This window comes from Acidithiobacillus sp. M4-SHS-6 (assembly GCF_047421495.1).
GTDB lineage: Bacteria > Pseudomonadota > Gammaproteobacteria > Acidithiobacillales > Acidithiobacillaceae > Acidithiobacillus.
This window is the reverse complement of sequence record NZ_CP175559.1, coordinates 2,068,077-2,090,186: the sequence shown is the minus strand read 5'-3', so window position 1 is coordinate 2,090,186 and position 22,110 is coordinate 2,068,077. Positions and strand designations below refer to the sequence as shown.

Annotated in this window: 18 protein-coding genes; all 18 read left to right on the top strand. The window is 56.7% G+C overall.

Annotated features, from left to right (window positions below; all coding sequences use genetic code 11):
* Positions 1 to 41 precede the first annotated feature (41 nt).
* The 18 genes from gyrA to lon all read left to right on the top strand — a co-directional run bounded on the left by gyrA (position 42) and on the right by lon (position 21,992).
* Complete coding sequence (gyrA, locus tag ACJU26_RS10850) at positions 42 to 2,579, top strand: DNA gyrase subunit A (RefSeq protein WP_414039665.1); 2,538 nt, start codon at positions 42 to 44, stop codon at positions 2,577 to 2,579.
* Positions 2,580 to 2,586: 7 nt separating this feature from the next.
* Complete coding sequence (gene serC, locus ACJU26_RS10845; protein ID WP_414039664.1) at positions 2,587 to 3,675, top strand: 3-phosphoserine/phosphohydroxythreonine transaminase; 1,089 nt, start codon at positions 2,587 to 2,589, stop codon at positions 3,673 to 3,675.
* A gap of 10 nt (positions 3,676 to 3,685) precedes the next feature.
* The gene (gene serA / locus ACJU26_RS10840; RefSeq protein ID WP_414039663.1) at positions 3,686 to 5,269 is read left to right on the top strand and encodes a phosphoglycerate dehydrogenase; all 1,584 of its coding nucleotides are present in this window, start codon (positions 3,686 to 3,688) and stop codon (positions 5,267 to 5,269) included.
* Positions 5,266 to 6,342, top strand: coding sequence for a prephenate dehydratase (gene pheA, locus ACJU26_RS10835; RefSeq protein ID WP_414039662.1), 1,077 nt, complete (start codon positions 5,266 to 5,268; stop codon positions 6,340 to 6,342). The genes serA and pheA overlap by 4 nt, the downstream gene beginning before the upstream one ends.
* The gene (gene hisC / locus ACJU26_RS10830) at positions 6,342 to 7,439 is read left to right on the top strand and encodes a histidinol-phosphate transaminase (protein WP_414039661.1); all 1,098 of its coding nucleotides are present in this window, start codon (positions 6,342 to 6,344) and stop codon (positions 7,437 to 7,439) included. Before pheA ends, hisC begins: the two co-directional genes overlap by 1 nt.
* A 4-nt stretch (positions 7,440 to 7,443) precedes the next feature.
* A complete protein-coding gene (gene aroF, locus ACJU26_RS10825; RefSeq protein ID WP_414039660.1) occupies positions 7,444 to 8,460 on the top strand; it encodes a 3-deoxy-7-phosphoheptulonate synthase in 1,017 nt (338 codons plus the stop codon).
* A gap of 1 nt (position 8,461) precedes the next feature.
* On the top strand, positions 8,462 to 9,340 hold the full coding sequence (locus tag ACJU26_RS10820; protein ID WP_414039659.1) for a prephenate dehydrogenase: 879 nt from the start codon (positions 8,462 to 8,464) through the stop codon (positions 9,338 to 9,340).
* A complete protein-coding gene (aroA, locus tag ACJU26_RS10815; protein WP_414039658.1) occupies positions 9,341 to 10,645 on the top strand; it encodes a 3-phosphoshikimate 1-carboxyvinyltransferase in 1,305 nt (434 codons plus the stop codon).
* Positions 10,642 to 11,334, top strand: coding sequence for a (d)CMP kinase (cmk, locus tag ACJU26_RS10810; protein ID WP_414039657.1), 693 nt, complete (start codon positions 10,642 to 10,644; stop codon positions 11,332 to 11,334). Before aroA ends, cmk begins: the two co-directional genes overlap by 4 nt.
* A gap of 66 nt (positions 11,335 to 11,400) precedes the next feature.
* Positions 11,401 to 13,116, top strand: coding sequence for a 30S ribosomal protein S1 (gene rpsA / locus ACJU26_RS10805; protein ID WP_414039656.1), 1,716 nt, complete (start codon positions 11,401 to 11,403; stop codon positions 13,114 to 13,116).
* Between the two features lie 110 nt (positions 13,117 to 13,226).
* A complete protein-coding gene (locus tag ACJU26_RS10800; protein ID WP_414039655.1) occupies positions 13,227 to 13,529 on the top strand; it encodes an integration host factor subunit beta in 303 nt (100 codons plus the stop codon).
* Positions 13,530 to 14,693 (top strand): tetratricopeptide repeat protein, encoded by a 1,164-nt coding sequence (locus ACJU26_RS10795; protein WP_414039654.1) that lies wholly within the window; start codon positions 13,530 to 13,532, stop codon positions 14,691 to 14,693.
* A complete protein-coding gene (gene pyrF, locus ACJU26_RS10790; RefSeq protein WP_414039653.1) occupies positions 14,690 to 15,379 on the top strand; it encodes an orotidine-5'-phosphate decarboxylase in 690 nt (229 codons plus the stop codon). Before ACJU26_RS10795 ends, pyrF begins: the two co-directional genes overlap by 4 nt.
* Before the next feature lie 159 nt (positions 15,380 to 15,538).
* The gene (gene pyrE / locus ACJU26_RS10785; RefSeq protein ID WP_414039652.1) at positions 15,539 to 16,126 is read left to right on the top strand and encodes an orotate phosphoribosyltransferase; all 588 of its coding nucleotides are present in this window, start codon (positions 15,539 to 15,541) and stop codon (positions 16,124 to 16,126) included.
* A 73-nt stretch (positions 16,127 to 16,199) separates the two neighbouring features.
* Positions 16,200 to 17,483, top strand: a complete 1,284-nt coding sequence (tig, locus tag ACJU26_RS10780) for a trigger factor (protein WP_414039651.1) — start codon at positions 16,200 to 16,202, stop codon at positions 17,481 to 17,483.
* 49 nt (positions 17,484 to 17,532) lie between these two features.
* Positions 17,533 to 18,177, top strand: coding sequence for an ATP-dependent Clp endopeptidase proteolytic subunit ClpP (gene clpP / locus ACJU26_RS10775; RefSeq protein WP_414041970.1), 645 nt, complete (start codon positions 17,533 to 17,535; stop codon positions 18,175 to 18,177).
* Positions 18,178 to 18,196: 19 nt separating this feature from the next.
* Positions 18,197 to 19,471, top strand: coding sequence for an ATP-dependent Clp protease ATP-binding subunit ClpX (clpX, locus tag ACJU26_RS10770; RefSeq protein WP_414039650.1), 1,275 nt, complete (start codon positions 18,197 to 18,199; stop codon positions 19,469 to 19,471).
* Positions 19,472 to 19,601: 130 nt separating this feature from the next.
* The gene (lon, locus tag ACJU26_RS10765) at positions 19,602 to 21,992 is read left to right on the top strand and encodes an endopeptidase La (RefSeq protein ID WP_414041969.1); all 2,391 of its coding nucleotides are present in this window, start codon (positions 19,602 to 19,604) and stop codon (positions 21,990 to 21,992) included.
* The last annotated feature ends 118 nt before the right edge of the window (positions 21,993 to 22,110 follow it).

Genomic DNA, 22,110 nt, shown 5'->3' with positions numbered 1-22,110 from the left:
ATAATGCTGCGTTAAAATAATTCAGGATATCCGGTCCCCACATGATAGATTTCGCCAAAGAAACCATTCCCGTCAGCCTCGAAAAGGAAATGCGCCAATCCTATCTGGATTACGCCATGAGCGTGATCGTCGGACGAGCCCTTCCGGACGCCCGCGATGGCCTGAAACCCGTGCATCGGCGCGTACTTTTTGCCATGCATGAGATGAGCAATGACTGGAATAAGCCCTACAAGAAATCCGCGCGTGTGGTGGGTGATGTCATTGGTAAATACCATCCCCATGGGGATACTGCCGTGTATGACACCATGGTGCGGATGGCCCAGGACTTTTCCATGCGTTACCCGCTCATCGACGGGCAGGGTAACTTTGGCTCGGTGGACGGCGATAGTCCGGCCGCCATGCGTTATACCGAAGTCCGCATGTCGCGCATCGCCCATGAAATGCTCGCCGATCTCGAAAAGGAAACCGTGGATTTCGGACCGAATTATGATGAGAAAGAATGGGAACCCTTGGTCATGCCAGCGCGCATCCCCAATCTGCTCATCAATGGATCGGCGGGTATTGCGGTGGGTATGGCCACCAATATTCCGCCCCATAATCTGACGGAAATCATCAATGCCTGCCTGGCCCTAGTCGATGATCCGCAAATCCCCGATGAAGTACTTTTCGATTTGGTGCCTGCCCCGGATTTTCCTACCGCCGGTTACATTCTCGGTCGGGCGGGCAGCATCGAGGCATATCGCAGTGGTCGCGGCCGCGTGGTCATGCGTGCCCGCACGGAATTCGAGACGGACAAAAAAACCAACCGACAGAGCATCATTGTCACGGAATTGCCCTATCAGGTGAACAAGGCCCGCCTGATCGAACGCATTGCCGAGATGGTCAAGGAAAAGCGTCTGGAAGGCATCAGTGACCTGCGGGATGAATCGGACAAATCCGGTATGCGTATCGCCATTGAACTCAAACGGGATGCCAATGCCGATGTGGTGCTCAACAATTTGTTCCAGCACACGGCCATGCAAAGTGTTTTCAATATCAATATGGTCGCCCTGCTGGACGGAGCACCACGGACCCTGGGCTTACGGGATCTGCTGCAGGCCTTCCTGCAACACCGCCGTGAGGTGGTGACCCGGCGCAGTATTTTTGAGTTGAAAAAAGCCCGCGATCGCGCCCACATTCTGGAAGGTCTGGCGGTGGCGCTGGTCAATCTGGATCCCCTCATCAGTCTGATTCGAGCCGCCGCAAACCCGGTGGAAGCCAAGGCAAAGATGCTGGCACGGGTCTGGGAACCGGGCATGGTGGCCGCCCTGCTGGTGGAGCGGGGCGAGCCCTCTGAGGGCATGCAGGCCGATGGTTATCATCTTTCCGAAGCCCAGGCCCAGGCCATTCTCGACTTGCGTTTGCACCGTCTGACGGGTCTGGAGCAGGATAAAATTCGGGACGAGTATCTCGGTTTGTTGGATCGGATCAAGGAATTGCTGGAGATTCTCGGGTCCAACCAGCGCCTGATGGAAGTGATTCGTGGAGAACTGGAGGCTATTCTCGACCAGTACGGGGACGAACGCCGCAGTGAAATCCTGGCGGATACGGGCGATATCTCCAATGAAGACCTGATTGCCGAAGAGGAAATGGTGGTGACCTTTACCCATGCGGGTTACATCAAGGCCCAACCGGTCACGGTTTTCAATGCCCAGCGTCGTGGTGGCAAGGGCAAAATGGCGACGGCGACCAAGGAAGAAGATTTTGTGGAGCGCATGTTCTGCGCCTCTACCCACGCTTACTGTCTGTTTTTCAGTAATCTCGGCAAGGTCTTCTGGCAAAAGGTCTATCAGTTGCCCCAGGCTGGTCGGGGGGCCAGGGGTAAACCCATTGTCAACCTGTTGTCCCTGGCGCCCACGGAGCGCATTACGGCAGTGTTGCCGGTGCGGGATTTCACCGAAGGCCAGTTTGTCTGTATGGTCACCGCCCATGGCGTGGTCAAAAAAACCCCGGTGATGGATTATTCCCGGCCACGCAGTCAGGGCATCAATGCCATCCATCTGGATGATGGTGACCGTCTGGTGAGTGTCTGTCTCTCCGACGGGCAGCGCGAGGTCATGCTGTTTACGCGGCATGGCATGGCGGTGCGCTTTAATGAAGACAAAATCCGGGCCATGGGTCGTAATGCCCGGGGTGTGCGCGGCATTACCCTGGAAGAAACGGATCGGGTCATTTCCGCGCAACTGGTGGATCCCGATCAGGTGGTGCTGACGGCGACCACCCATGGTTATGGCAAGCTGACGACGGTGGACGAATACCGCCGCACCAACCGGGGCGGGAAGGGCGTCATTGCCATCCAGACCAACGAGCGTAATGGTGACGTGGTCGGCGCGCTGGCGGTAACGGAGCGGGACGAATTAATGCTGGTCTCCGACCATGGCACTCTGATTCGTATCGCGGTGAACAGTATCCGCCGCACCGGCCGGAATGCGCAGGGGGTGCGTTTGATTAATCTGGGCGAGGGTGAACAACTCGCGGGACTGGCATTGATTGCCGATACGGACGAAGAGGAGGGGGAGCAGACCGATCTGCCCCAGTAACTGCACTATGAATCAAACCATTTTCAATTTCAGCGCTGGTCCCGCAGTTTTACCCCATGTGGTTCTGGAACAGGTTCAGGCAGAGCTCCTGGATTGGCATGGCAGCGGCATGTCGGTCATGGAAATGAGCCATCGTGGTCCTGAATTCATGAAGATCGCCGCCGAGGCTGAACAGGATCTGCGTGATCTCCTGGACATTCCGGCCAATTACAAGATTTTGTTTTTGCAGGGCGGGGCGACGCTGCAATTCGCCATGGTTCCGCTTAACCTGCTGCGCGGTCATGGCAAGGCCAGCTATGTGCAGACGGGAATCTGGTCCAAGAAAGCGATTGCGGAAGCGCGGCGCTTCACTGCAGTGGAGGTTGCCGCCAGCAACGAGGATCGCCACGCCAGCTACGTGCCCATGCAGGCGGACTGGCAGGTCAGCCCGGACACTGCCTATGTGCACATCACCGGGAACGAAACCATCGGCGGCGTGGAGTTCGATTTCATTCCGGATCTGGGCGATATTCCGCTGGTCAGTGATGCCTCTTCCCATATTCTCTCCAAGCCCATGGATGTCAGCCGTTTCGGTCTGATATATGCCGGTGCGCAGAAAAATATCGGCCCTGCCGGTCTAACCCTGGTCATCGTCCGTGACGACCTCATCGGCCACGCGCCGGCAAGCATCCCCACCATGCTGGATTACGCCGTCCATGCCAAAGAGGAATCCATGCATAATACCCCGCCGACCTTCGCTATCTATGTCGCTGGTCTGGTTTTCAAGTGGCTCAAACAGCTCGGCGGCCTTGAAAAGATGGCGGAGATCAACGCGCGAAAGGCCCGGTTGCTCTATGACGCCATCGATGAATCCCATGGGTTTTATGCCAATCCGGTGGAACCCCGCAATCGCTCACGCATGAATGTGCCTTTTACGCTGGCGGATGCGGCCATGAATGAAGCCTTTCTCAAGGGCGCCAGGAGCCATGGCTTGATCCAGCTCAAGGGGCACCGCTCGGTGGGTGGCATGCGCGCCTCCATTTACAACGCGATGCCGGAAATTGGCGTACAGATCTTGGCGGACTACCTGCGGGACTTCGCCCGCCAGCACGGTTAGGAGCGTCACCATGCCGACCGTTTTGATCGCTGATAAAATGTCTGCACGTGCGGTAGAAATATTTCACCAACAGGGTATCGCCGTAGAGACAAGAACAGGTCTGGACAAAGAGGCCCTTTGCGCAATCATCGGTCAGTACGATGGTCTGGCGATACGCTCGGCGACCAACGTGGATGCCGACGTGCTCGCTGCTGCCAGCCGCCTGAAGGTGGTGGGGCGGGCTGGTATCGGCGTGGACAATGTCGATATCCATGCGGCCAGCAAACGCGGCGTGATCGTCATGAATACCCCCTATGGCAACACGGTGACGACTGCGGAACATGCCATCGCGCTGATGATGGCGGCGGCACGGATGATCCCCCAGGCCACCATGAGCCTGAAGGCGGGGCAGTGGGAAAAATCCCGTTTCCAGGGGGTCGAACTCTACCAGAAGACCCTGGGTATCATCGGCACGGGTAATATTGGCTCGCTGGTGATTGCCCGCGCCCAAGGTCTGGGGATGCGGGTCATCGCCTACGATCCCTACCTTTCCAAGATCCGTGCGGCCGACCTCGGCGTGGAACTGGTGGAGATGGATACGCTGCTGGCCCGTGCCGATTTTTTAACGGTCCATACGCCGCTGACGGAGGCTACCCGTAACCTTTTCCGTGCCGAGACCTTTGCCAAAATGAAGCCGGGTGCCATCCTGGTGAATGCCGCACGTGGCTGCATCGTGGATGAGGCAGCCCTGTACGATGCCCTGAAATCCCGGCACTTGCGCGCTGCGGCTCTGGATGTCTTCTGCAAGGAACCGGTGCATGGCGACAATCCTTTGCTGGAACTGGACAACTTCATCTGTACGCCACATCTCGGAGCTTCCACTGAAGAGGCGCAGGCCAATGTCGCCATCCAGGTGGCCGAGCAGATCAGTGCCTACCTGTTGCGTGGCGTGGTCCAGAATGCGGTCAATCTGCCGTCCGTCAAAGAGGAGGAATTGCTGCTCTTGCAGCCCTACCTCAACCTCGGAGAGCGGCTCGGACTGGTTCTGGGGCAACTGGCAGGTTCCGGACTGCGCGAAGTGGTGATCGAATATGCCGGCGAAGTTGCCGAACTCAATACGGCGGCCCTCACCACCGCCATTCTCAAGGGCATTCTGCAGAGTGCCCTGCCGGAAACCATCAACGCGGTCAACGCCCCGGTCCTCGCCAAGGAGCGCGGCATAGGCATCGAAACCCGCAAACGCGAATCAGCCGACGAACTGCGCTCCCGAATCGCGGTGACGCTGCGCATGGATCGGGGTGAGCGGGTGGCGGTGGGAACCCTGGTTCATGAGCATCAGGCCCGTTTGGTTCAACTGGATGGTATCGACGTGGAAATGCCTCTGGCGGGGGATCTGCTCTATATCCAGAATCGCGACGAGCCCGGTCTGATCGGGCGTATCGGTGGGTTGCTGGGCGCAGCGGGCATCAATATTGCGCAATTTCACCTGGGCCGCGAAAAACCCGCGGGAGCGGCACTCTCCTTCATCGCCGTCGACCAGCCGCTGACGGAAGTGTTGCTGGATCAGGTTGCCACCCTTCCGGGGGTCTTGGCTGCCCGCATGTTGCGGTTATGAAAAACCCGGAGCTGGCGGCCCTGCGTAAGGCCATCGATCAGGTGGATCAGCAGTTCCTGCAACTGCTCGGCGAGCGGGGCCGGCTTGCGCAGCAGGTGGGTGCCGTCAAGCAGGCTGCGGGCGAAGTGAATTTTTACCATCCGGACCGTGAGGCGGAGATTCTCCGCCGGGTCATGGCCGACAACCCGGGGCCCTTTTCCAGTGAACAGGTTGCCATCATTTTTCGGGAGATCATCTCTGCCGGCCTGGCCCTGGAGCAACCCTTGCAAGTAGCCTATCTTGGACCCGCCGGCACGTTTTCGCAGATCGCGGCGCAGAAGCATTTTGGGCGCGCGGCCGTTCTGCAGCCCACCGCGGGGATCGCCGAAATTTTCCGCCTGGTGGACAGTGGCCAGGCCCGGTTTGGTGTGGTGCCGGTAGAGAACAGCACTGAAGGTTCCGTCAACCTCAGTCTGGATCTGCTCCTGGATTACCCCTTGCAGATCTGTGGCGAGGTCCAGTTACGCATCGTCCATAATCTGATGGCCAAGGTGCCCATTTCCACCGTTCGCCGTGTCTACGTTCATTATCAGACCAGGGCCCAGTGCCGGCAGTGGCTCGCGACCCACATGCCGCAGGCGGAATTGGTGGATGTGGCCAGCAACGCGGTTGCCGCGGAACGGGCTGCGGCAGATGCCGAGGGCAGCGCCATTTCCACGATCCTCGCTGCGGAAGCGTACGGCCTCGACATTCTGGCCGCGGGGATCGAAGACAATCCGGAGAACACCACCCGTTTTCTGATCATTGGTAAAATCCATACGCGACCTACCGGGAATGACAAGACCAGCCTGGTGGTGGCCGGTGCCAATCGTCCGGGGAGTCTGCACGCGCTACTGTCACCGCTGGCCGACGCGGGCATCAGTTTGACGCGCATCGAGTCACGGCCCGCACGCTCGGCCATCTGGGAGTATGTCTTTTATCTCGATCTGCTTGGCCATTGTCAGGATGCCGCCATTGCACCGGTGCTGGATGCCCTTGCACAACAGGCGTCTTTCTATCGCTGTCTCGGCAGTTATCCCAGAGCGGTATTTTAATGCGCAATCACTATCTGGAATATGCGGCAGCAGGGGTATCCGACCTGCGTCCCTATCAGCCGGGCAAGCCCCTGGCGGAACTGGAACGGGAACTGGGTATCCGTGACGCCGTCAAACTGGCCTCCAATGAAAACCCTTTAGGTCCGAGCCCTCTCGCGCTGGCGGCCATCCGCGAGGTGTTGCCCGCCCTGGCGCAGTACCCCGAAGGATCGGCTCCGGAATTGCGCGCACTGCTGGCCCGTCAGTTCGATCTGGACCCTGGGCAATTTATTTTCGGCAACGGCTCCGATCAGGTGGTGGAGCTTGCGGTGCGTGCCTTTGCTGGGCCGGGTACGGAGGTGATTGTCTCGCAGTATGCCTTTGCCGCTTATGCCATTGCCGCGCAGGCCAGTGGTGCGACGGTACGGGTTGCCCCAGCGCGGGATTACGGTCATGACCTGGATGCCATGGCCAGCTTGCTCAACGCCAATACCCGGCTGGTTTTTATCGCCAATCCCAACAATCCCACGGGTACGTATCTTACGGCGGAAGCCCTGGAGACCTTTATCGACAGCGTGCCTTCCCATGCGCTGGTGGTACTGGACGAAGCCTATCTGGAACTGATGGACGCGGCGGATTATCCGGATGGCAGACGATGGCTTCGGCGCTTCAGTAACCTGATGCTTACCCGTACTTTTTCCAAGGCCTATGGGCTGGCGGGTCTGCGTTGCGGTTACGGCATCGGCCACCCCGACCTGATGGCGGTGCTGGAGCGGGTTCGTCAGCCCTTCAACGTCAATACGCTGGCGCAGGTGGCGGCGCATGCCGCACTGACGGATCGTGCCCATCTGCAGGCCACCCTGGACAACAACCGTCAGGGAATCGTGGCCCTCCGCGATGGATTGTGCAATCTTGGATTGACAATCCTGCCGCCTGCAGGCAACTTTATCGCCTTTGCCGTGCCGGGAGGTGGACAGCGCGTCTATGAGGCCTTGCTGCTTCGGGGCGTGATCGTCCGGCCGCTTACCCCTTACGGCATGCCGGATCATCTGCGGGTCAGTGTTGGTCTGCCGGTGGAAAACCAACGTTTTCTTACAATGCTGGGCGAGGTCCTGTAATCCCATGATCGTCATCGTCAAACCGCAAGTGAGCGCAGAGCAGATGGAGCAACTGCTGGAACGCATTCGTCAGTATGGCCTGCAGCCCATGGTCAGCACCGGTTCGGAACGGACGGTGGTGGGTCTGCTGGGTGACGAACGCTTGCTGCCGGAAGGCGCACTGGAATCCTTGCCTGCCGTGGAACAGGTCATGCCCATTCTCAAACCCTATAAATTGGTCAGCCGTGAATTCAAGTCCACCGATACCATTGTCGAGGTGCGGGGGATTCCCTTTGGCGGCAAGCAGATTCAGGTGATCGCCGGGCCTTGTTCGGTGGAAACGCCAGAGCAAATGTGCAGCGCTGCCGAGGCGGTGAAGGCTGCCGGTTGTCGCTTGATGCGCGGAGGCGCCTTCAAACCCCGTACCAGTCCATACACCTTTCAGGGCGTGGGCGATGAAGGGCTGGACTATTTCCGCACGGCTGCGGATGCGGTCGGCCTGCCCATTGTCACCGAGCTGATGGATGTGCGCAAGATTGATCTTTTCCTGGAAAAAGGCGTGGACATCATCCAGATCGGCACTCGCAACATGCAGAACTTCGATCTGCTCAAAGAGGTGGGTCGTCTGGATGTTCCCGTTATTCTCAAGCGTGGCCTCAGTGCGACCGTCAAGGAATGGCTGATGGCAGCGGAATACATTGCGGCCCATGGTAATCACAAGATCATTTTTGCCGAGCGTGGCATTCGTACCTTCGAGACTTCCTACCGGAATGTCCTGGATGTCACCGCCATTCCGGTACTCAAAAAAGAAACCCATCTGCCGGTCATTGTCGATCCCAGTCATGCGGGAGGCAAATCCTGGTTGGTTCCCGCACTCTCCAGGGCCGCCATTGCCGCCGGTGCCGATGGTCTCCTGGTGGAATCCCACCCCTGTCCCGAAGAGGCCTGGTGTGATGCCGATCAGGCACTCAGTCCCCAGCAGTTGATGGCGCTGATGAATGACTTGCATAAAGTTGCAGCGGCCATAGGTCGCGAACTGTAAGATGCCGGAAATTCCCTTTCAGCAATTGGCGATAGTAGGCCTCGGGCTGATGGGTGGCAGTGTTGCCAAGGCGCTGCGGGCTGCGGGATATGGAGGCCGCATCCGGGCGGCGCTGGCCAGCAGCGCTGCGGTAGAGTCTTTGCAGGATAGTGTCGAAGCTTGGCAGATTGAGTTGAGCCCGGTGTTGCCGGAAGTGCTGGCCGATGCCGATCTCATTTTGCTGGCCACCCCGCCCAGGATCATGCTGAACCAGCTTGACGAAATAGCGCGCTGGGCCGCTGCCTCGGCGCTGGTGACCGACATCGCCAGCACCAAAAATGCCATTACCCGACGTGCGATGGATTTGCTGGGCTCCCGCTTTGTAGGAGGGCATCCGGTAGTCGGTAGTGAATTGACCGGTTTCCATGCAGCACGCGAAGACCTGTATCGTGGGGCACAAGTGATTCTTACCCCCTTCCCGGGCCAGACCGATGCTCAGGCTGTGGAAAAACTGCGGCAGTTCTGGACGGCTCTGGGTGCCGAGGTCCAGGAAATGTCGCCCATGGCTCATGATGAAGCCCTGGCTGCCACCAGCCATGTCCCGCATTTGCTGGCTTTCATGTATCTGGCAGGTCTGGAAGCCCGGTTCCCCGGCTTGGAGAATCTTGCCGGCGGTGGCCTGCGAGACTTTTCGCGAATTGCTGATTCCAACCCCGCGCTGTGGGCCGAAATTCTCCTGGAAAACCGTCAGGCCGTGCGCCAGCAGTTGCAACAAGTCCAGCAAAATCTGCAACTCGCGGAGCAGCTTCTCGCCGCTGGGGCTACTGCCGAGCTGCAATCCTGGCTGTCCCGTGGCAAGACCGTCCGTCAACAATTTCATTTTCCTCCGGTACCCGTCTGAATGACTACCCGATATCTTGTGCGCCCCGGCTCAGCACTCAAAGGCCGCTTTCCTGTTCCCGGCGACAAATCCATTTCTCACCGCTCCGTCATCCTGGGCGCGCTGGCTGAGGGGGTCACGGAGATCAGCGGCTTGCTGGAAGGCGATGATGTGTTGGCCACCATCGCCGCTTTCCGGGCCATGGGCGTTTTAATGCATGGCCCGGATCAGGGCCATCTGCGTATTCAAGGGGTGGGCCTGCAGGGTCTGCAAGCGCCGCAAGAACCGCTGGATTGCGGTAATTCAGGCACGGCGATGCGCCTCATGGCCGGCGTTTTGGCCGGACAGACTTTTGCCAGCACCTTGGTCGGTGATGTCAGTCTGCACAAACGGCCCATGGACCGGATCTTGCAGCCGCTCACGGCCATGGGCGCGGATATTCATTCCCAGGATGGCAAAGCGCCTTTGCAGATTCAGGGTAAGCCCCTCACCGGCATCCATTACGATATGCCGGTGGCCAGTGCCCAGGTCAAATCCGCCGTTTTATTGGCGGGCTTGTATGCGCAAGGCGAAACCTGTGTCAGCGAGCCGGCGCCCACCCGGGACCATAGCGAACGGATGTTGAATGGTTTTGGCTACCCGGTATCCCGACAAGACCATCGCGTCTGCCTGGAAGGGGGCGGACGGCTCAGTGGGCAATCCATCCAGGTGCCCGGCGATATTTCATCGGCTGCCTTTTTTCTGTTGGGAGCCACTATTGCGCCGGGTTCTGACCTGCTGCTGGAAGGCGTGGGTATTAATCCCACCCGTACCGGGATTATCGAGATTCTCACCCGCATGGGTGCGCGGATTGATCTGACCGCCCTGCGCGAAATCGGTGGCGAACCGGTGGCGGACATCCGAGTACGCCATGCGCCCTTGCGGGGTATTGATGTGCCTCCCCATCTGGTGCCTCTCGCCATTGACGAATTTCCGGCCTTCTTTGTGGCTGCAGCCTGTGCAAAAACGCCCAGTACGATTACCGGCGCCGAAGAATTGCGGCTCAAGGAAAGTGATCGCATCGCCGTGATGGCGGAAGGCTTGCGCGCCCTGGGTGTACCGGTGGAAGAACGCCCGGATGGTGCGGTGATTACGCCTGCCTCCATCCAGGGTGGACAGGTGGATAGTCATGGTGATCATCGCATTGCCATGGCTTTTGCCATGGCCGGACTGGTAGCCTCGGGCAATATTGAAATTCTCGATTGTGCCAATGTGGCGACTTCTTTCCCCAGCTTTCCGGTGCTGGCCCAAGAGGCGGGATTAGGCCTGGATCTGTTGGACGCATGAGCAGGATACCGGTGGTGACGCTGGATGGACCGGGCGGGGTCGGCAAAGGAACTCTGGGGCGCTTGCTGGCCCGGGACATGGGCTGGCATTTGCTGGATAGCGGCGCCATTTATCGCGCTCTGGCATTGGCTGCAGAACGGGCCGGAATTCAGCGTGATGATGAGGCAGGGCTGGTCCAACTGGCGCTGAATTTGCCCCTGCGTTTCCGGGGCGAGGCTGAGCAGACCCAGGTACTGCTCCAGGATGAACCGGTCGATGAGGCTATACGGACTCCGCACATCAGTGTCCTGACCTCGCAAATTGCCGCCATTCCTGCCGTACGTACAGCCTTGCTGCAACGGCAAAGGGATTTTGCCCAGGCTCCCGGCCTGGTCGCCGATGGGCGGGATATGGGTACGGTGGTTTTCCCGGAAGCGTCATTGAAGGTTTTTTTGACGGCCAGTGCCGAAGAACGCGGTAAAAGGCGGCTCAATCAGTTGATGGAACAGGGTATTAGTGCTAACCTCGCCAGCGTTGTGGCGGAAATTGCCGAACGGGATGCCCGGGATCAACAACGCAGTGTCGCGCCGCTCCGGCCTGCTGCGGATGCTCGTATTCTGGATACCAGCGGGCAAACAGTCGTCGAAACATACAGGGTCTTGCAATCGTGGGTAAAAACCGCATTGCAGGAGAATCGAAACCGCCATTAAATTTGGCATTGAGCAGTAATCAGGGACACCTGCGGTGCTCCCGGTAAATGAGGCCTATTGAAATTTATGACCACCCCTAACGCTGAAATGCTTGCTGAACCCAGTTTTGCCGAGATGTTTGAGGAAAGCCAGAGTACCCAGGGCCTGAAGCCCGGCGAGTTACTCACTGGCACAGTGACCCGAGTGGATAATGATTTTGTCATTGTCGATGTTGGTCTGAAGTCTGAAGGGCCTATCCCCGCCGAGCAGTTCCGCAATGCCGAGGGTGAAATCGAGGTCAAGGTCGGGGACTCGGTTGAAGTCTGTCTGGAACTGGTGGAAGACGGCATGGGTGAAACCCGTCTGTCCCGGGAAAAAGCCCGGCGTGCCAAGACCTGGGTCGATCTGGAAAAAGCCTTTAATGACAATGCCGTGGTGCATGGCTTCCTGACCGGCAAGGTCAAGGGTGGTTTCACGGTCAGCATTGATGGGGTTCGGGCCTTCCTGCCCGGTTCGCTGGTGGACGTGCGTCCGGTGCGTGATGTGGCCTATCTCGAAGGCAAGGATCTCGAGATGAAAATCATCAAGCTGGATCGCAAGCGTAACAATGTGGTGGTATCGCGTCGCGCAGTGGTTGAGCAGGAACAAAGCGCGGAGCGTGGCGTATTGCTGGAAAGCATTCAGGAAGGTGCCATCCTCGATGGTGTGGTCAAGAACCTGACCGATTACGGTGCGTTTATTGATCTGGGTGGTATCGATGGCCTGCTGCATATTACGGATATGGGCTGGCGGCGTGTCAAGCACCCCAGCGAAGTGGTGACTGTGGGTGCCGAAGTGCGCGTGCTGGTACTCAAGTTCGACCGGGAAAGAGGCCGCATTTCTCTGGGTATGAAGCAGTTGGGAGAAGATCCGTGGCGCGATATTGCCCGTCGTTATCCCGAATCCACCCGCATTTTCGGTAAGGTCACCAATGTCACCGATTACGGTGCCTTTGTCGAAATTGAAGAGGGTGTGGAAGGTCTGGTGCATGTTTCCGAAATCGACTGGACCAACAAGAACATCAATCCCGCCAAGGCCTTGCATGTCGGTCAGGAAGTCGAGGTGATGATTCTCGACATTGATGAGGAACGTCGGCGCATTTCTTTGGGCATCAAGCAGTGTCTGCCTAACCCCTGGGAGGATTTTGCCCAGAACTTCCAGAAAGGCGACCGGGTTTCCGGCCAGATCAAGAGCATTACCGACTTCGGGGTTTTCGTCGGTCTGGATGGTGGCATTGACGGACTGATTCATCTTTCCGATCTCGCCTGGGATCGAAGTGGAGAAGAAGCGGTACGCGATTTCAAGAAAGGCGATACCCTGGAAGCCGTGGTCCTCAGCATTGATCCGGAACGTGAACGCATCAGTCTCGGTATCAAGCAGATGGAAACCGATCCCTTCATTCAGTTTGTTGTGGCCAATGAGAAAGGTGCTCTGGTAGAAGGAGAAGTTATTTCCGTCGATGGTCGTGGTGCGGAAATCCGCTTGGGTGAAGGTGTTGAGGGCCATCTGCCCCAGCGTGAACTGAACAAGGGGCAAACCCTGGCGGCAGGTGACAGGATCGAGGTGGCCATTGCCGCTGTCGATCGTAAAAACCGCACCCTGACCTTAAGCACCAGGGCCCGTGATGCGGTCGCGGCAGCTCCAACAGCCGAAGAACAGGCGTCGGCAGCCCAGCAGTATGCCCGGAGTGCAGCGACGGGTACCACCAGTCTGGGTGACCTCATCAAAGAGCAGCTCAAGCGTAAGCAGGGAGTAGAAAGTTAAGAGCAACACCACTCCCGGGATGAGCTGCTGGACATCCCGGGAGCCACTTTTTTGCTGTTTTTAGGATTCCAATCAATCAGTGCCCCATTTATTTGAAGAAGCTAATAACCATGACTAAATCTGAATTGATCAAAAACATCAGCGCTCAGTATCCGCATTTGAGTGTCCGTGATATCGAAATGGCTACCCGTCATATGCTGGATTATCTCAGTGATGCGCTGGCTGAAGGCGAGCGCATTGAAATTCGTGGTTTTGGCAGTTTTTCCCTACACGTGCGGCCCGCCAAGCAAGGGCGAAACCCCAAGACTGGCGAATCCGTTATGGTCCCGGAAAAACGGGTCCCACACTTCAAGCCGGGTAAGGAACTGCGTGAGCAGGTGGATTATCCGGAGACCGCATCCGGCAAGGCCTGATTGACCATAGCGGGGGTGGATTCCGCTATTGTCCTCGTCCTGGGGATAGCGATGGGTTTCGGCGCCCTGCTGGGCTTTTGGCTGGGGCGTAGTCGCAAGAATCCTGTCAGCAAAGCCATTCCCCAGGTATACATTCAGGGGCTGAACTATCTTCTGAGTGAGCGTCAGGACCAGGCCGTGGAGATTTTTCTCGATGCCTTGCGTCAGCATCCGGAAAGTGTGGGTATTCTTCTCGCGCTGGGGCGGCAGTTCCGCAGGCGTGGTGAACTGGAAAGAGCCTTGCGGGTGCATCAGTATCTGCTGGAACAACCGGCCTTGACACTGGAACTACGCCGGAGTGTTCTGTTTGAAATCGCCCGCGATTATCTGAAAGCTGGTATTCTGGATCGGGCGGAAAGTATTCTCAAGGAATTGCTGGATAGCCAGCCAGATCATGCCGAGGGCCTTGTTACCTTGGCTGAACTGTATGAATTAGGTAGTGAGTGGGCTTCCTCCATCGAGATTCGCAAACGCTTGTTACAGGCAGGGCTTCCTCAACAGCAAGAGGTAATCGCCTTGCTGTATGGAGAGCTGGCAGAAGAATCCTTGCTTAAGGGAGATCATGACCAGGCGCGAAGATATCTGCAGGCTGCCCGTCGGGAGTCCCCGGAGAACCCACGTGTGCTCATCATTGCCGGGCGACTGGCATTTATGGGGGAAGACTGGCAGAAAGCGCTCAAGTACTGGGAAAAATTGCTGGATCACGCTGCCGATTCGGCGATTTTGCTGGTGCTGGAGCCTTTTCTGCAGGCGCTGCAACATCTGGGAGATCGTCAGCACCAGGATTACCTGCAACGCCTGCAAGCCTGTTGCCATTCGCCACTGGCCATAAAGCGTCTGGCAGAAGCCTTGCAGATAGTGGAAGGCCAACAGGCGGCTGTCCGCTTTTTACGAGAGATACTGATCAGAACCCCCAATCTCAGGGTCTTTCAGCTGTTGTTGAGCATGGATGCCCAGGCACCAGAAGTGGAATTGATGGAGAAAATGGCCTTAGCAGTACGTCATTGGCAGATTGAGCCTGAGCTCTTCCATTGCCATGTTTGTGGCTATCAAAGTACGCAGTATTATTGGCGCTGCCCCAGTTGCCGTCAGTGGGGTACCTTCTCGGGAGGAGAAAAACCATGAAATCACCCCTGATTGTGGCACTGGATTATGCCGATCCGGGTGCGGCGCGGGCCATGGCCGCCCTGCTGGATCCATCCCAGTGTCGGGTCAAGGTGGGTAAGGAACTCTTCACGGCCGCTGGCCCTCTCCTTGTGGAGCAACTCCAGGACCAGGGCTTTGAAGTGTTTCTGGATCTCAAGTTTCATGATATTCCCCAGACCGTGGCCAAAGCCTGTCAAGCGGCTGCCCGTCTGGGGGTGTGGATGCTCAATGTCCATGCCAGCGGCGGCAAGTCCATGCTGGAGGCAGCGCGGGAGGCTGTGGATGCCTCCGGGCATCGCCCCTTGCTGATTGGCGTGACGGTATTGACGAGTCTGGATGCAGCCGCACTCATGCAAATAGGCGTGTCTGACCCCGTGGCTGTGCAAGTGGAAAGATTGGCGGCACTCAGTACAGCGGCCGGTCTGGATGGGCTGGTCTGTTCTGCCCGGGAAGCGCCGCAGCTCAAGGCGGCGCATCCGGATCTTTGTCTGGTAACGCCTGGCATTCGACCGCCGGAGCACATCGCCGATGATCAGAAAAGAACCATGACCCCGGCGGCGGCACTGGCCGCCGGCGCGGATTATCTGGTCATTGGGCGCCCCATCACGGCGGCAGCAGATCCGGCACAAGCCTTTTCGGCCATGCTGGCTGCTTGTGCAGGTTAGCTTGAGGATTGCTCGTATTCCCATTTCATGGAATCCGACCAATATGCCAGGTGACTGGGCACTTTAAGGGTTGAGGCTTGAAAACTTGGACGGTAGGTAACAGATTATTTTTTAGCGCAATGAATGGCCGCATGGTAAATGGACGGAGAGACAGCTTCAGTGACAGCCGATGACGTGGTGAATTTATACAAAAACGATGGTGCCTTGCTGCAGGGACATTTTTTATTGTCTTCTGGTTTGCATAGTGATACCTATTTGCAGTCCGCGAAAGTCCTGCAAAATCCGGAACACGCGGTAGCGCTTTGTGCGGCCATGGTGTCAGGTATTCCCGCAGCCCTGCGCCGGCAGATCCGTTGTGTGGTTGGGCCCGCCATGGGCGCGGTGCTGGTTTCCTATGAATGTGCCCGAGCGCTGGGCTTGCGCAGCCTTTTTACCGAACGCGAAAATGGTCAGATGGTGTTGCGGCGTGGCTTTGCCTTGTCTCCCGGCGAGGCCGTATTGGTCGTCGAAGATATCACCACTACGGGCGGTTCAACGCGTGAGTGTATTGCGGCAGTAGAGGCGGCGGGTGGAAAAGTAGTGGCCAGTTCAGCCATTATCGACCGCAGCGCAGGATTCCAGGATTTTGACGGAATTCCTTTTTATCCGCTCTTGCGTCTGCCGGTACGGACCTGGTCCGCAGAAGCCTGCCCGCTTTGCGCAGCGGGAGGTGTCCCGGTCAAACCGGGCAGTCGGGGGCTGCGCTGAGCTTGAGGGGCAGCGAGCATGTGTTTATGATGGGTATTCAGGCTTAGACCAAATGAAAAACAAGGATCAGTTCATGCAAATTTCCACACCGGAGGCTGCACCTCTGGAAAGACACATTCATGTGACCATTCCTGCCAGTGAGGTAGAAAGCGGCGTCACGCAACGATTACGCAACAAGGCGCGCTCGGCGCGCTTCCCGGGATTTCGCCCAGGCAAGGCCCCGCTGGCGATTGTCGAGCGGCACTACGGCTCAGATGCTCTCATGGAGACTTTTGATCAACTGATCAATGAGCATTACGCCCAGGCCGTGCGCGAACAGTCCTTGCGTCCTGTGGGTCGACCCGAGGTGCAGGTTGAAAAGGGCGGACGTGGAGAGGACCTGGTGTTCACGGCGGTGGTGGAAGTCTACCCCGAGTTTGAGCCGCAAGTCCCTGAGGCTGAGGTCATACGCAAAACTGCCGAGGTCACTGAGGCTGATGTGGATGCGACCATCGAGATCATGCGTCAACAGCGGCGCTTTTATGTCAAGACCGATCGTGCGGCACAAACCGAAGATCGGGTCACCCTGGATTTCCAGGGCTTGATGGACGGTGAACCCATGCCTGGTGGGGATGTGGTGGATTACCAGGTGGTGCTGGGTGCTGGGCGCCTGATTCCCGATATTGAGCAGGGTTTGGCAGGCCTTTCTGCCGGCGAGGAAAAAACCGTTTCTGTTCAGTTTCCTGAAGATTATCATGTGGCTGATCTGGCGGGGAAAAATGCCGAGTTTCACCTTCAGGTCAAGGAAGTGGCAGCTCCGCAGTTGCCTGAACTCAATGAGGAGTTTGCCCTGGCCTTGGGCATTGAAGATGGGGATGTGGCAGTCCTGCGCCAGGAGATCAAGGAGAATCTTGAACGTGAAGCCCAGCGCCTCAGTCATGCCCAGGTCAAGGCCCAGATTCTCGATCTGGTGGCCGAAAGTAACCAGCCGGACTTGCCCAAGCAGATGCTCACCCATGAACTGGAACAGTTGCAGAAAGACCCCAACGCCAGCAATGCCGCAGATCTGGAAACTGTGGCACGGCGCCGCGTGGTTTTGGGGCTGGTCCTGAGTGAGATTGTCCGGCGGGAAAAACTGCGGGCCAGTTCCGCCGAGGTAACCCAGGTCATTCGTGATATGGCAGAGCAGTATGAAGATCCGGACCAGTTTGTCGCCTGGTACCGCAGCAAGCCGGAACAACTGGAACAGGCTGAAGCCTTGGTTCTGGAAGACAAGGTGGTGGCATGGCTTCTGGAGCGTGTTAAAGTGACGGATGAGCCGGTGAGTTTCAATCAGCTGATTGGGCGTGCCCCGGTGCCAGAAGCCCCGTCCGAATAAAGAGCAGCGGACACATCGCGGATGTGTCCCTCAATGGAGAGCAGCAATGATGTGGAAACAAGCAGGAGACGCCATGACCCCCGCCCCACAAGGTTTAGGCTATGTACCGATTGTGGTCGAGCAAACCGGACGTGGCGAGCGTTCTTATGATATTTACTCCCGTCTGCTCAAGGAGCGGGTGATTTTCATGGTGGGCCAGGTTGAAGACATGATGGCCAACCTGGTGGTCGCCCAGTTGCTTTTTTTGGAAGCGGAAAATCCCGATAAAGATATCGCGCTGTATATCAACAGCCCAGGTGGTTCTGTCACGGCTGGCTTGGCGATTTATGATACCATGCAGTTCATTCGTCCCAAGGTCAGTACAGTCTGTATTGGTCAGGCTGCCAGTATGGGCGCGGTGTTGCTGGCTGCAGGAGCAGAGGGTAAACGTTATGCATTACCCAGCGCCCGGATCATGCTGCATCAGCCCTCTGGCGGTTTTCAGGGACAGGCCCATGATATCGAGATTCATACCAAGGAGATTCTCCGCATTCGTGAACGACTCAATGATATTCTGGTCCATCATACGGGACAGAGTCGTGATCGCATCGAACAGGATCTCGACCGGGATTTTTTCATGTCGGCCGAAGAGGCCCAAACCTATCATCTCGTGGATGCCGTGATTACCCACCGCGGTGATGGCGAGACCGCCTGAAACAGGCAGGAGAACAGCTATGGCTGGAAAGCATGAGGGAAGTGGTGAAAAGACTTTGTATTGTTCTTTTTGCGGCAAAAGTCAGCACGAAGTCCGCAAGTTGATTGCTGGCCCATCGGTATTCATCTGTGATGAATGCATTGAACTGTGCAATGATATCGTCAAGGATGAAATTCTTGACGACCAGCACGGAGATCAGCCTGACAAGCTGCCGAAACCCATGGATATTCGCAAGACCCTGGACGATTATGTGATTGGTCAGGAAAACGCCAAGAAAGTGCTCTCGGTGGCCGTCTACAATCACTACAAACGTCTGGAGCATGGCGGTAAGGACAATGAAGTGGAGCTTGACAAGAGCAATATCCTGCTGATTGGCCCCACCGGTTCGGGCAAGACCTTGCTGGCCCAGACCCTGGCGCGTCTTCTGAATGTGCCTTTCGCCATGGCGGATGCCACCACCCTCACCGAGGCGGGATATGTGGGCGAGGATGTGGAAAACATCATTCAGAAACTGCTGCAGAAATGCGATTATGATGTCGAGAAGGCGCAAACCGGCATCGTCTATATTGACGAAATCGACAAGATTACCCGCAAGTCGGAAAATCCTTCCATTACCCGTGATGTTTCTGGCGAAGGGGTGCAGCAGGCCTTGTTGAAGCTGATTGAAGGCACGATTGCATCGGTTCCTCCCCAGGGTGGTCGTAAGCATCCCCAGCAAGAGTTTTTGCAGGTAGATACCCGTCATATTCTGTTCATCTGCGGGGGCGCTTTTGCGGGTCTGGAAAAATCCGTCTCTGCGCGACTGGAGAAAGGTGGAATGGGTTTCAACGCGCCCCTGAAAAAAAGGGACAAGGACGCGACAGCCGCCATGTTGATGCAGAATCTGGAGCCGGAAGATCTGGTGCGCTATGGATTGATCCCCGAGTTTGTCGGGCGCTTGCCCATCCTGGCGCTCTTGGAAGAACTGGACGAGGAAGCCTTGATGTCCATTCTCACCGAACCCAAAAACGCCCTGATCAAGCAATACCAGAAAATGTTTTCTCTGGAAGGCGTGGCTTTGGAGTTCCGTCCGGAAGCCCTCAAGGCCATTGCCAAAAAAGCCTTGGCGCGCAAAACGGGTGCGCGCGGCTTGCGCTCCATCCTGGAACAGATTTTGCTGGACACCATGTACGAGTTGCCTTCCTTGACTGGCGTCAAAAAGGTGGTGGTGGACGCCGCCGTGGTGGACAGTGGTGGTAAGCCGCTTCTGGTATATGATGATGCCATCAAGGTGGATATGTCCCATCCTGCCTGAAAACAGAGGGGTGCGTTGAAAACCTCTAACAGCGCCCCCATCTGTACGCCTAATGATGGTTATCATCGAAATTCTGGAGTGAACCGTGGCGCAAATCGATAAAAGTCTCCTGGTAGAAGAAGAATCTCAAATGGTTCCTGTGCTTCCGTTGCGGGATGTGGTGGTTTTTCCTTATATGGTGATTCCGCTCTTTGTGGGTCGTGTGAAATCCATTCGTGCGTTGGAAGAAGCCATGTCTGGTGAAAAACAGATATTGCTGGTTTCCCAAAAAAATGCGGCGGATGATGACCCGCAACCAGAAAATATTTACCGGATCGGGACACTGGCAACCATCTTGCAGTTGCTCAAGCTGCCCGACGGGACGGTGAAAGTCCTGGTGGAAGGTACTGATCGGGCCAAAATAGTTTCCTTCTTGCCGGCCCATGAATATCTGCGTGCCCAGGTCCAGGTAGTAGCGAGCGGCGCTGCCAATGATCGTGAACTGGAAGCGCTGATGCGTTCGGTGAGTGCGCAGTTTGAATCCTATGTGAAGCTCAACAAGAAAATCCCACCCGAAATTTTGTCCACTTTGGCCAGTATGGATGATCCTGCGCGGCTCGCGGATACGGTGGCGGCACACCTTAGTCTCAAGTTGGAAGAAAAGCAGGATATTCTGGAAAAAGCCGATACGCGGGCCCGGCTGGAACATCTGCTCGGCATGATGGAGTCTGAAATTGATCTCCTGCAGGTCGAAAAGCGGATTCGCGGTCGTGTCAAACGGCAGATGGAAAAAAGTCAGCGTGAGTATTATCTGAATGAGCAGATGAAAGCCATTCAGAAGGAGTTGGGTGACCTCTCGGAAGAGGGCGGCAGCGAACTGGATGAACTCGCTCGGAAAATTGCAAAAGCCGGCATGCCCAAAGAAGTGCGGACCAAGGCCGATGTCGAGTTGAAAAAATTGCGGATGATGAGCCCGATGTCTGCAGAAGCCACGGTGGTGCGGAATTACATCGACTGGCTGGTGGGAGTGCCCTGGCGTAAACGTAGCAAGATCACCAAGGACCTTAAACGTGCCAAAGCCATACTGGATGCGGATCACTACGGGTTGGAAGACGTCAAGGAACGGATTCTCGAGTACCTCGCCGTACAGGAGCGAGTGGGCAACAGCCGTGGACCCATTTTGTGTCTGGTAGGCCCTCCCGGCGTTGGTAAAACCAGTCTGGGCCGATCCATTGCCGAAGCGACCAACCGTAAATTCGTACGGATGTCCTTGGGCGGTGTGCGCGACGAAGCCGAGATTCGCGGTCATCGACGCACTTACATTGGTGCCTTGCCCGGTAAGATTGTGCAGAGCCTGGCCAGGGTCGCTACACGCAATCCACTGATGCTGCTGGATGAGGTGGACAAGATGGCAATGGATTTCCGGGGTGATCCGGCTTCTGCGCTGCTTGAGGTACTGGATCCGGAGCAGAATGCGACCTTCAATGATCATTATCTGGAGGTGGATTTCAATTTGTCCGAGGTGATGTTCGTGACCACGGCCAACACCTTGAACATTCCCGCGCCGCTGATGGATCGCATGGAGGTCATCCGGATTTCCGGCTATACGGAGGATGAAAAAATCCATATCGCCAGCAAGTACTTGCTTCCCAAACAAATCGAGAAGGCGGGTTTGAAAGAAGGAGAAATGCAGGTTTCCCAAACCGTGATTCGGGATATTATTCGATATTATACCCGTGAAGCGGGCGTGCGGAATCTTGAACGGGAACTGGCGCGCATTTGTCGCAAGGTCGTCAAGGAGCTTTTGCTGGACAAAAAACGCACTAAAATTCAGGTATCCGATCGTAATCTGGATAAATATCTGGGAGTGCGGCGTTTCGATTTTGGCAAGGCAGAAAAAGAAAATCGTATCGGTGAAGTCACCGGTTTGGCCTGGACAGAAGTCGGTGGTGAATTGCTGAGCATTGAGGCGGTGGTCGTTCCGGGTCGTGGCAAGCTCCTGATTACCGGAAAACTGGGCGATGTCATGCAGGAGTCCATACAGGCGGCCATGAGTGTAGTGCGGGCGCGATCGCGTGTTCTGGGTATTCCGGCTGACTTCTATCAGAATCGTGATGTGCATATTCACGTTCCCGAAGGGGCAACTCCCAAAGATGGACCCAGTGCGGGTATTGGCATGGCGACGGCTCTGGTTTCTGCCCTCACCAATATTCCGGTAAAAGCCACGGTGGCCATGACCGGTGAAATCACCCTGCGCGGAGAGGTTCTGCCCATTGGGGGGTTGAAAGAGAAATTGCTGGCAGCTCATCGTGGGGGGATCAGCACGGTGATGATTCCGGCAGAAAATGAAAAGGATCTGCAGGAGATTCCTAAAAATGTGCGTGATGCACTTACCATCAAGCCGGTACGCTGGATTGACGAGGTTCTCGCTATTGCTCTGGAGACATCGCCCACCCCTTTACCCGATGATGGCGAAACGTTACCCGGCGTCATGCCGCCAGGGGTAGGAGAGAACGCCGAAGACAAGGCTACGGCGCACTAGATCCTGTTTTGATTGCCTCTGATGAGCAGTTTATCGTCAGAGGCGAATTTTATGGAACTTTAATGAACCTGCTTCGTAGATGATTTGCTGTATAAGACCGTCGCTGAATCACGACGAA

Coding starts and splice junctions, on each gene's coding strand:
- tig (WP_414039651.1), top strand. CDS start 16,200: ATGCAAATTTCCACACCGGAGGCTGCACCTCTGGAAAGACACATTCAT.
- aroF (WP_414039660.1), top strand. CDS start 7,444: ATGATCGTCATCGTCAAACCGCAAGTGAGCGCAGAGCAGATGGAGCAA.
- serA (WP_414039663.1), top strand. CDS start 3,686: ATGCCGACCGTTTTGATCGCTGATAAAATGTCTGCACGTGCGGTAGAA.
- ACJU26_RS10820 (WP_414039659.1), top strand. CDS start 8,462: ATGCCGGAAATTCCCTTTCAGCAATTGGCGATAGTAGGCCTCGGGCTG.
- cmk (WP_414039657.1), top strand. CDS start 10,642: ATGAGCAGGATACCGGTGGTGACGCTGGATGGACCGGGCGGGGTCGGC.
- lon (WP_414041969.1), top strand. CDS start 19,602: ATGGTTCCTGTGCTTCCGTTGCGGGATGTGGTGGTTTTTCCTTATATG.
- clpX (WP_414039650.1), top strand. CDS start 18,197: ATGGCTGGAAAGCATGAGGGAAGTGGTGAAAAGACTTTGTATTGTTCT.
- ACJU26_RS10800 (WP_414039655.1), top strand. CDS start 13,227: ATGACTAAATCTGAATTGATCAAAAACATCAGCGCTCAGTATCCGCAT.
- clpP (WP_414041970.1), top strand. CDS start 17,533: ATGTGGAAACAAGCAGGAGACGCCATGACCCCCGCCCCACAAGGTTTA.
- pheA (WP_414039662.1), top strand. CDS start 5,266: ATGAAAAACCCGGAGCTGGCGGCCCTGCGTAAGGCCATCGATCAGGTG.
- rpsA (WP_414039656.1), top strand. CDS start 11,401: ATGACCACCCCTAACGCTGAAATGCTTGCTGAACCCAGTTTTGCCGAG.
- serC (WP_414039664.1), top strand. CDS start 2,587: ATGAATCAAACCATTTTCAATTTCAGCGCTGGTCCCGCAGTTTTACCC.
- hisC (WP_414039661.1), top strand. CDS start 6,342: ATGCGCAATCACTATCTGGAATATGCGGCAGCAGGGGTATCCGACCTG.
- pyrF (WP_414039653.1), top strand. CDS start 14,690: ATGAAATCACCCCTGATTGTGGCACTGGATTATGCCGATCCGGGTGCG.
- aroA (WP_414039658.1), top strand. CDS start 9,341: ATGACTACCCGATATCTTGTGCGCCCCGGCTCAGCACTCAAAGGCCGC.
- gyrA (WP_414039665.1), top strand. CDS start 42: ATGATAGATTTCGCCAAAGAAACCATTCCCGTCAGCCTCGAAAAGGAA.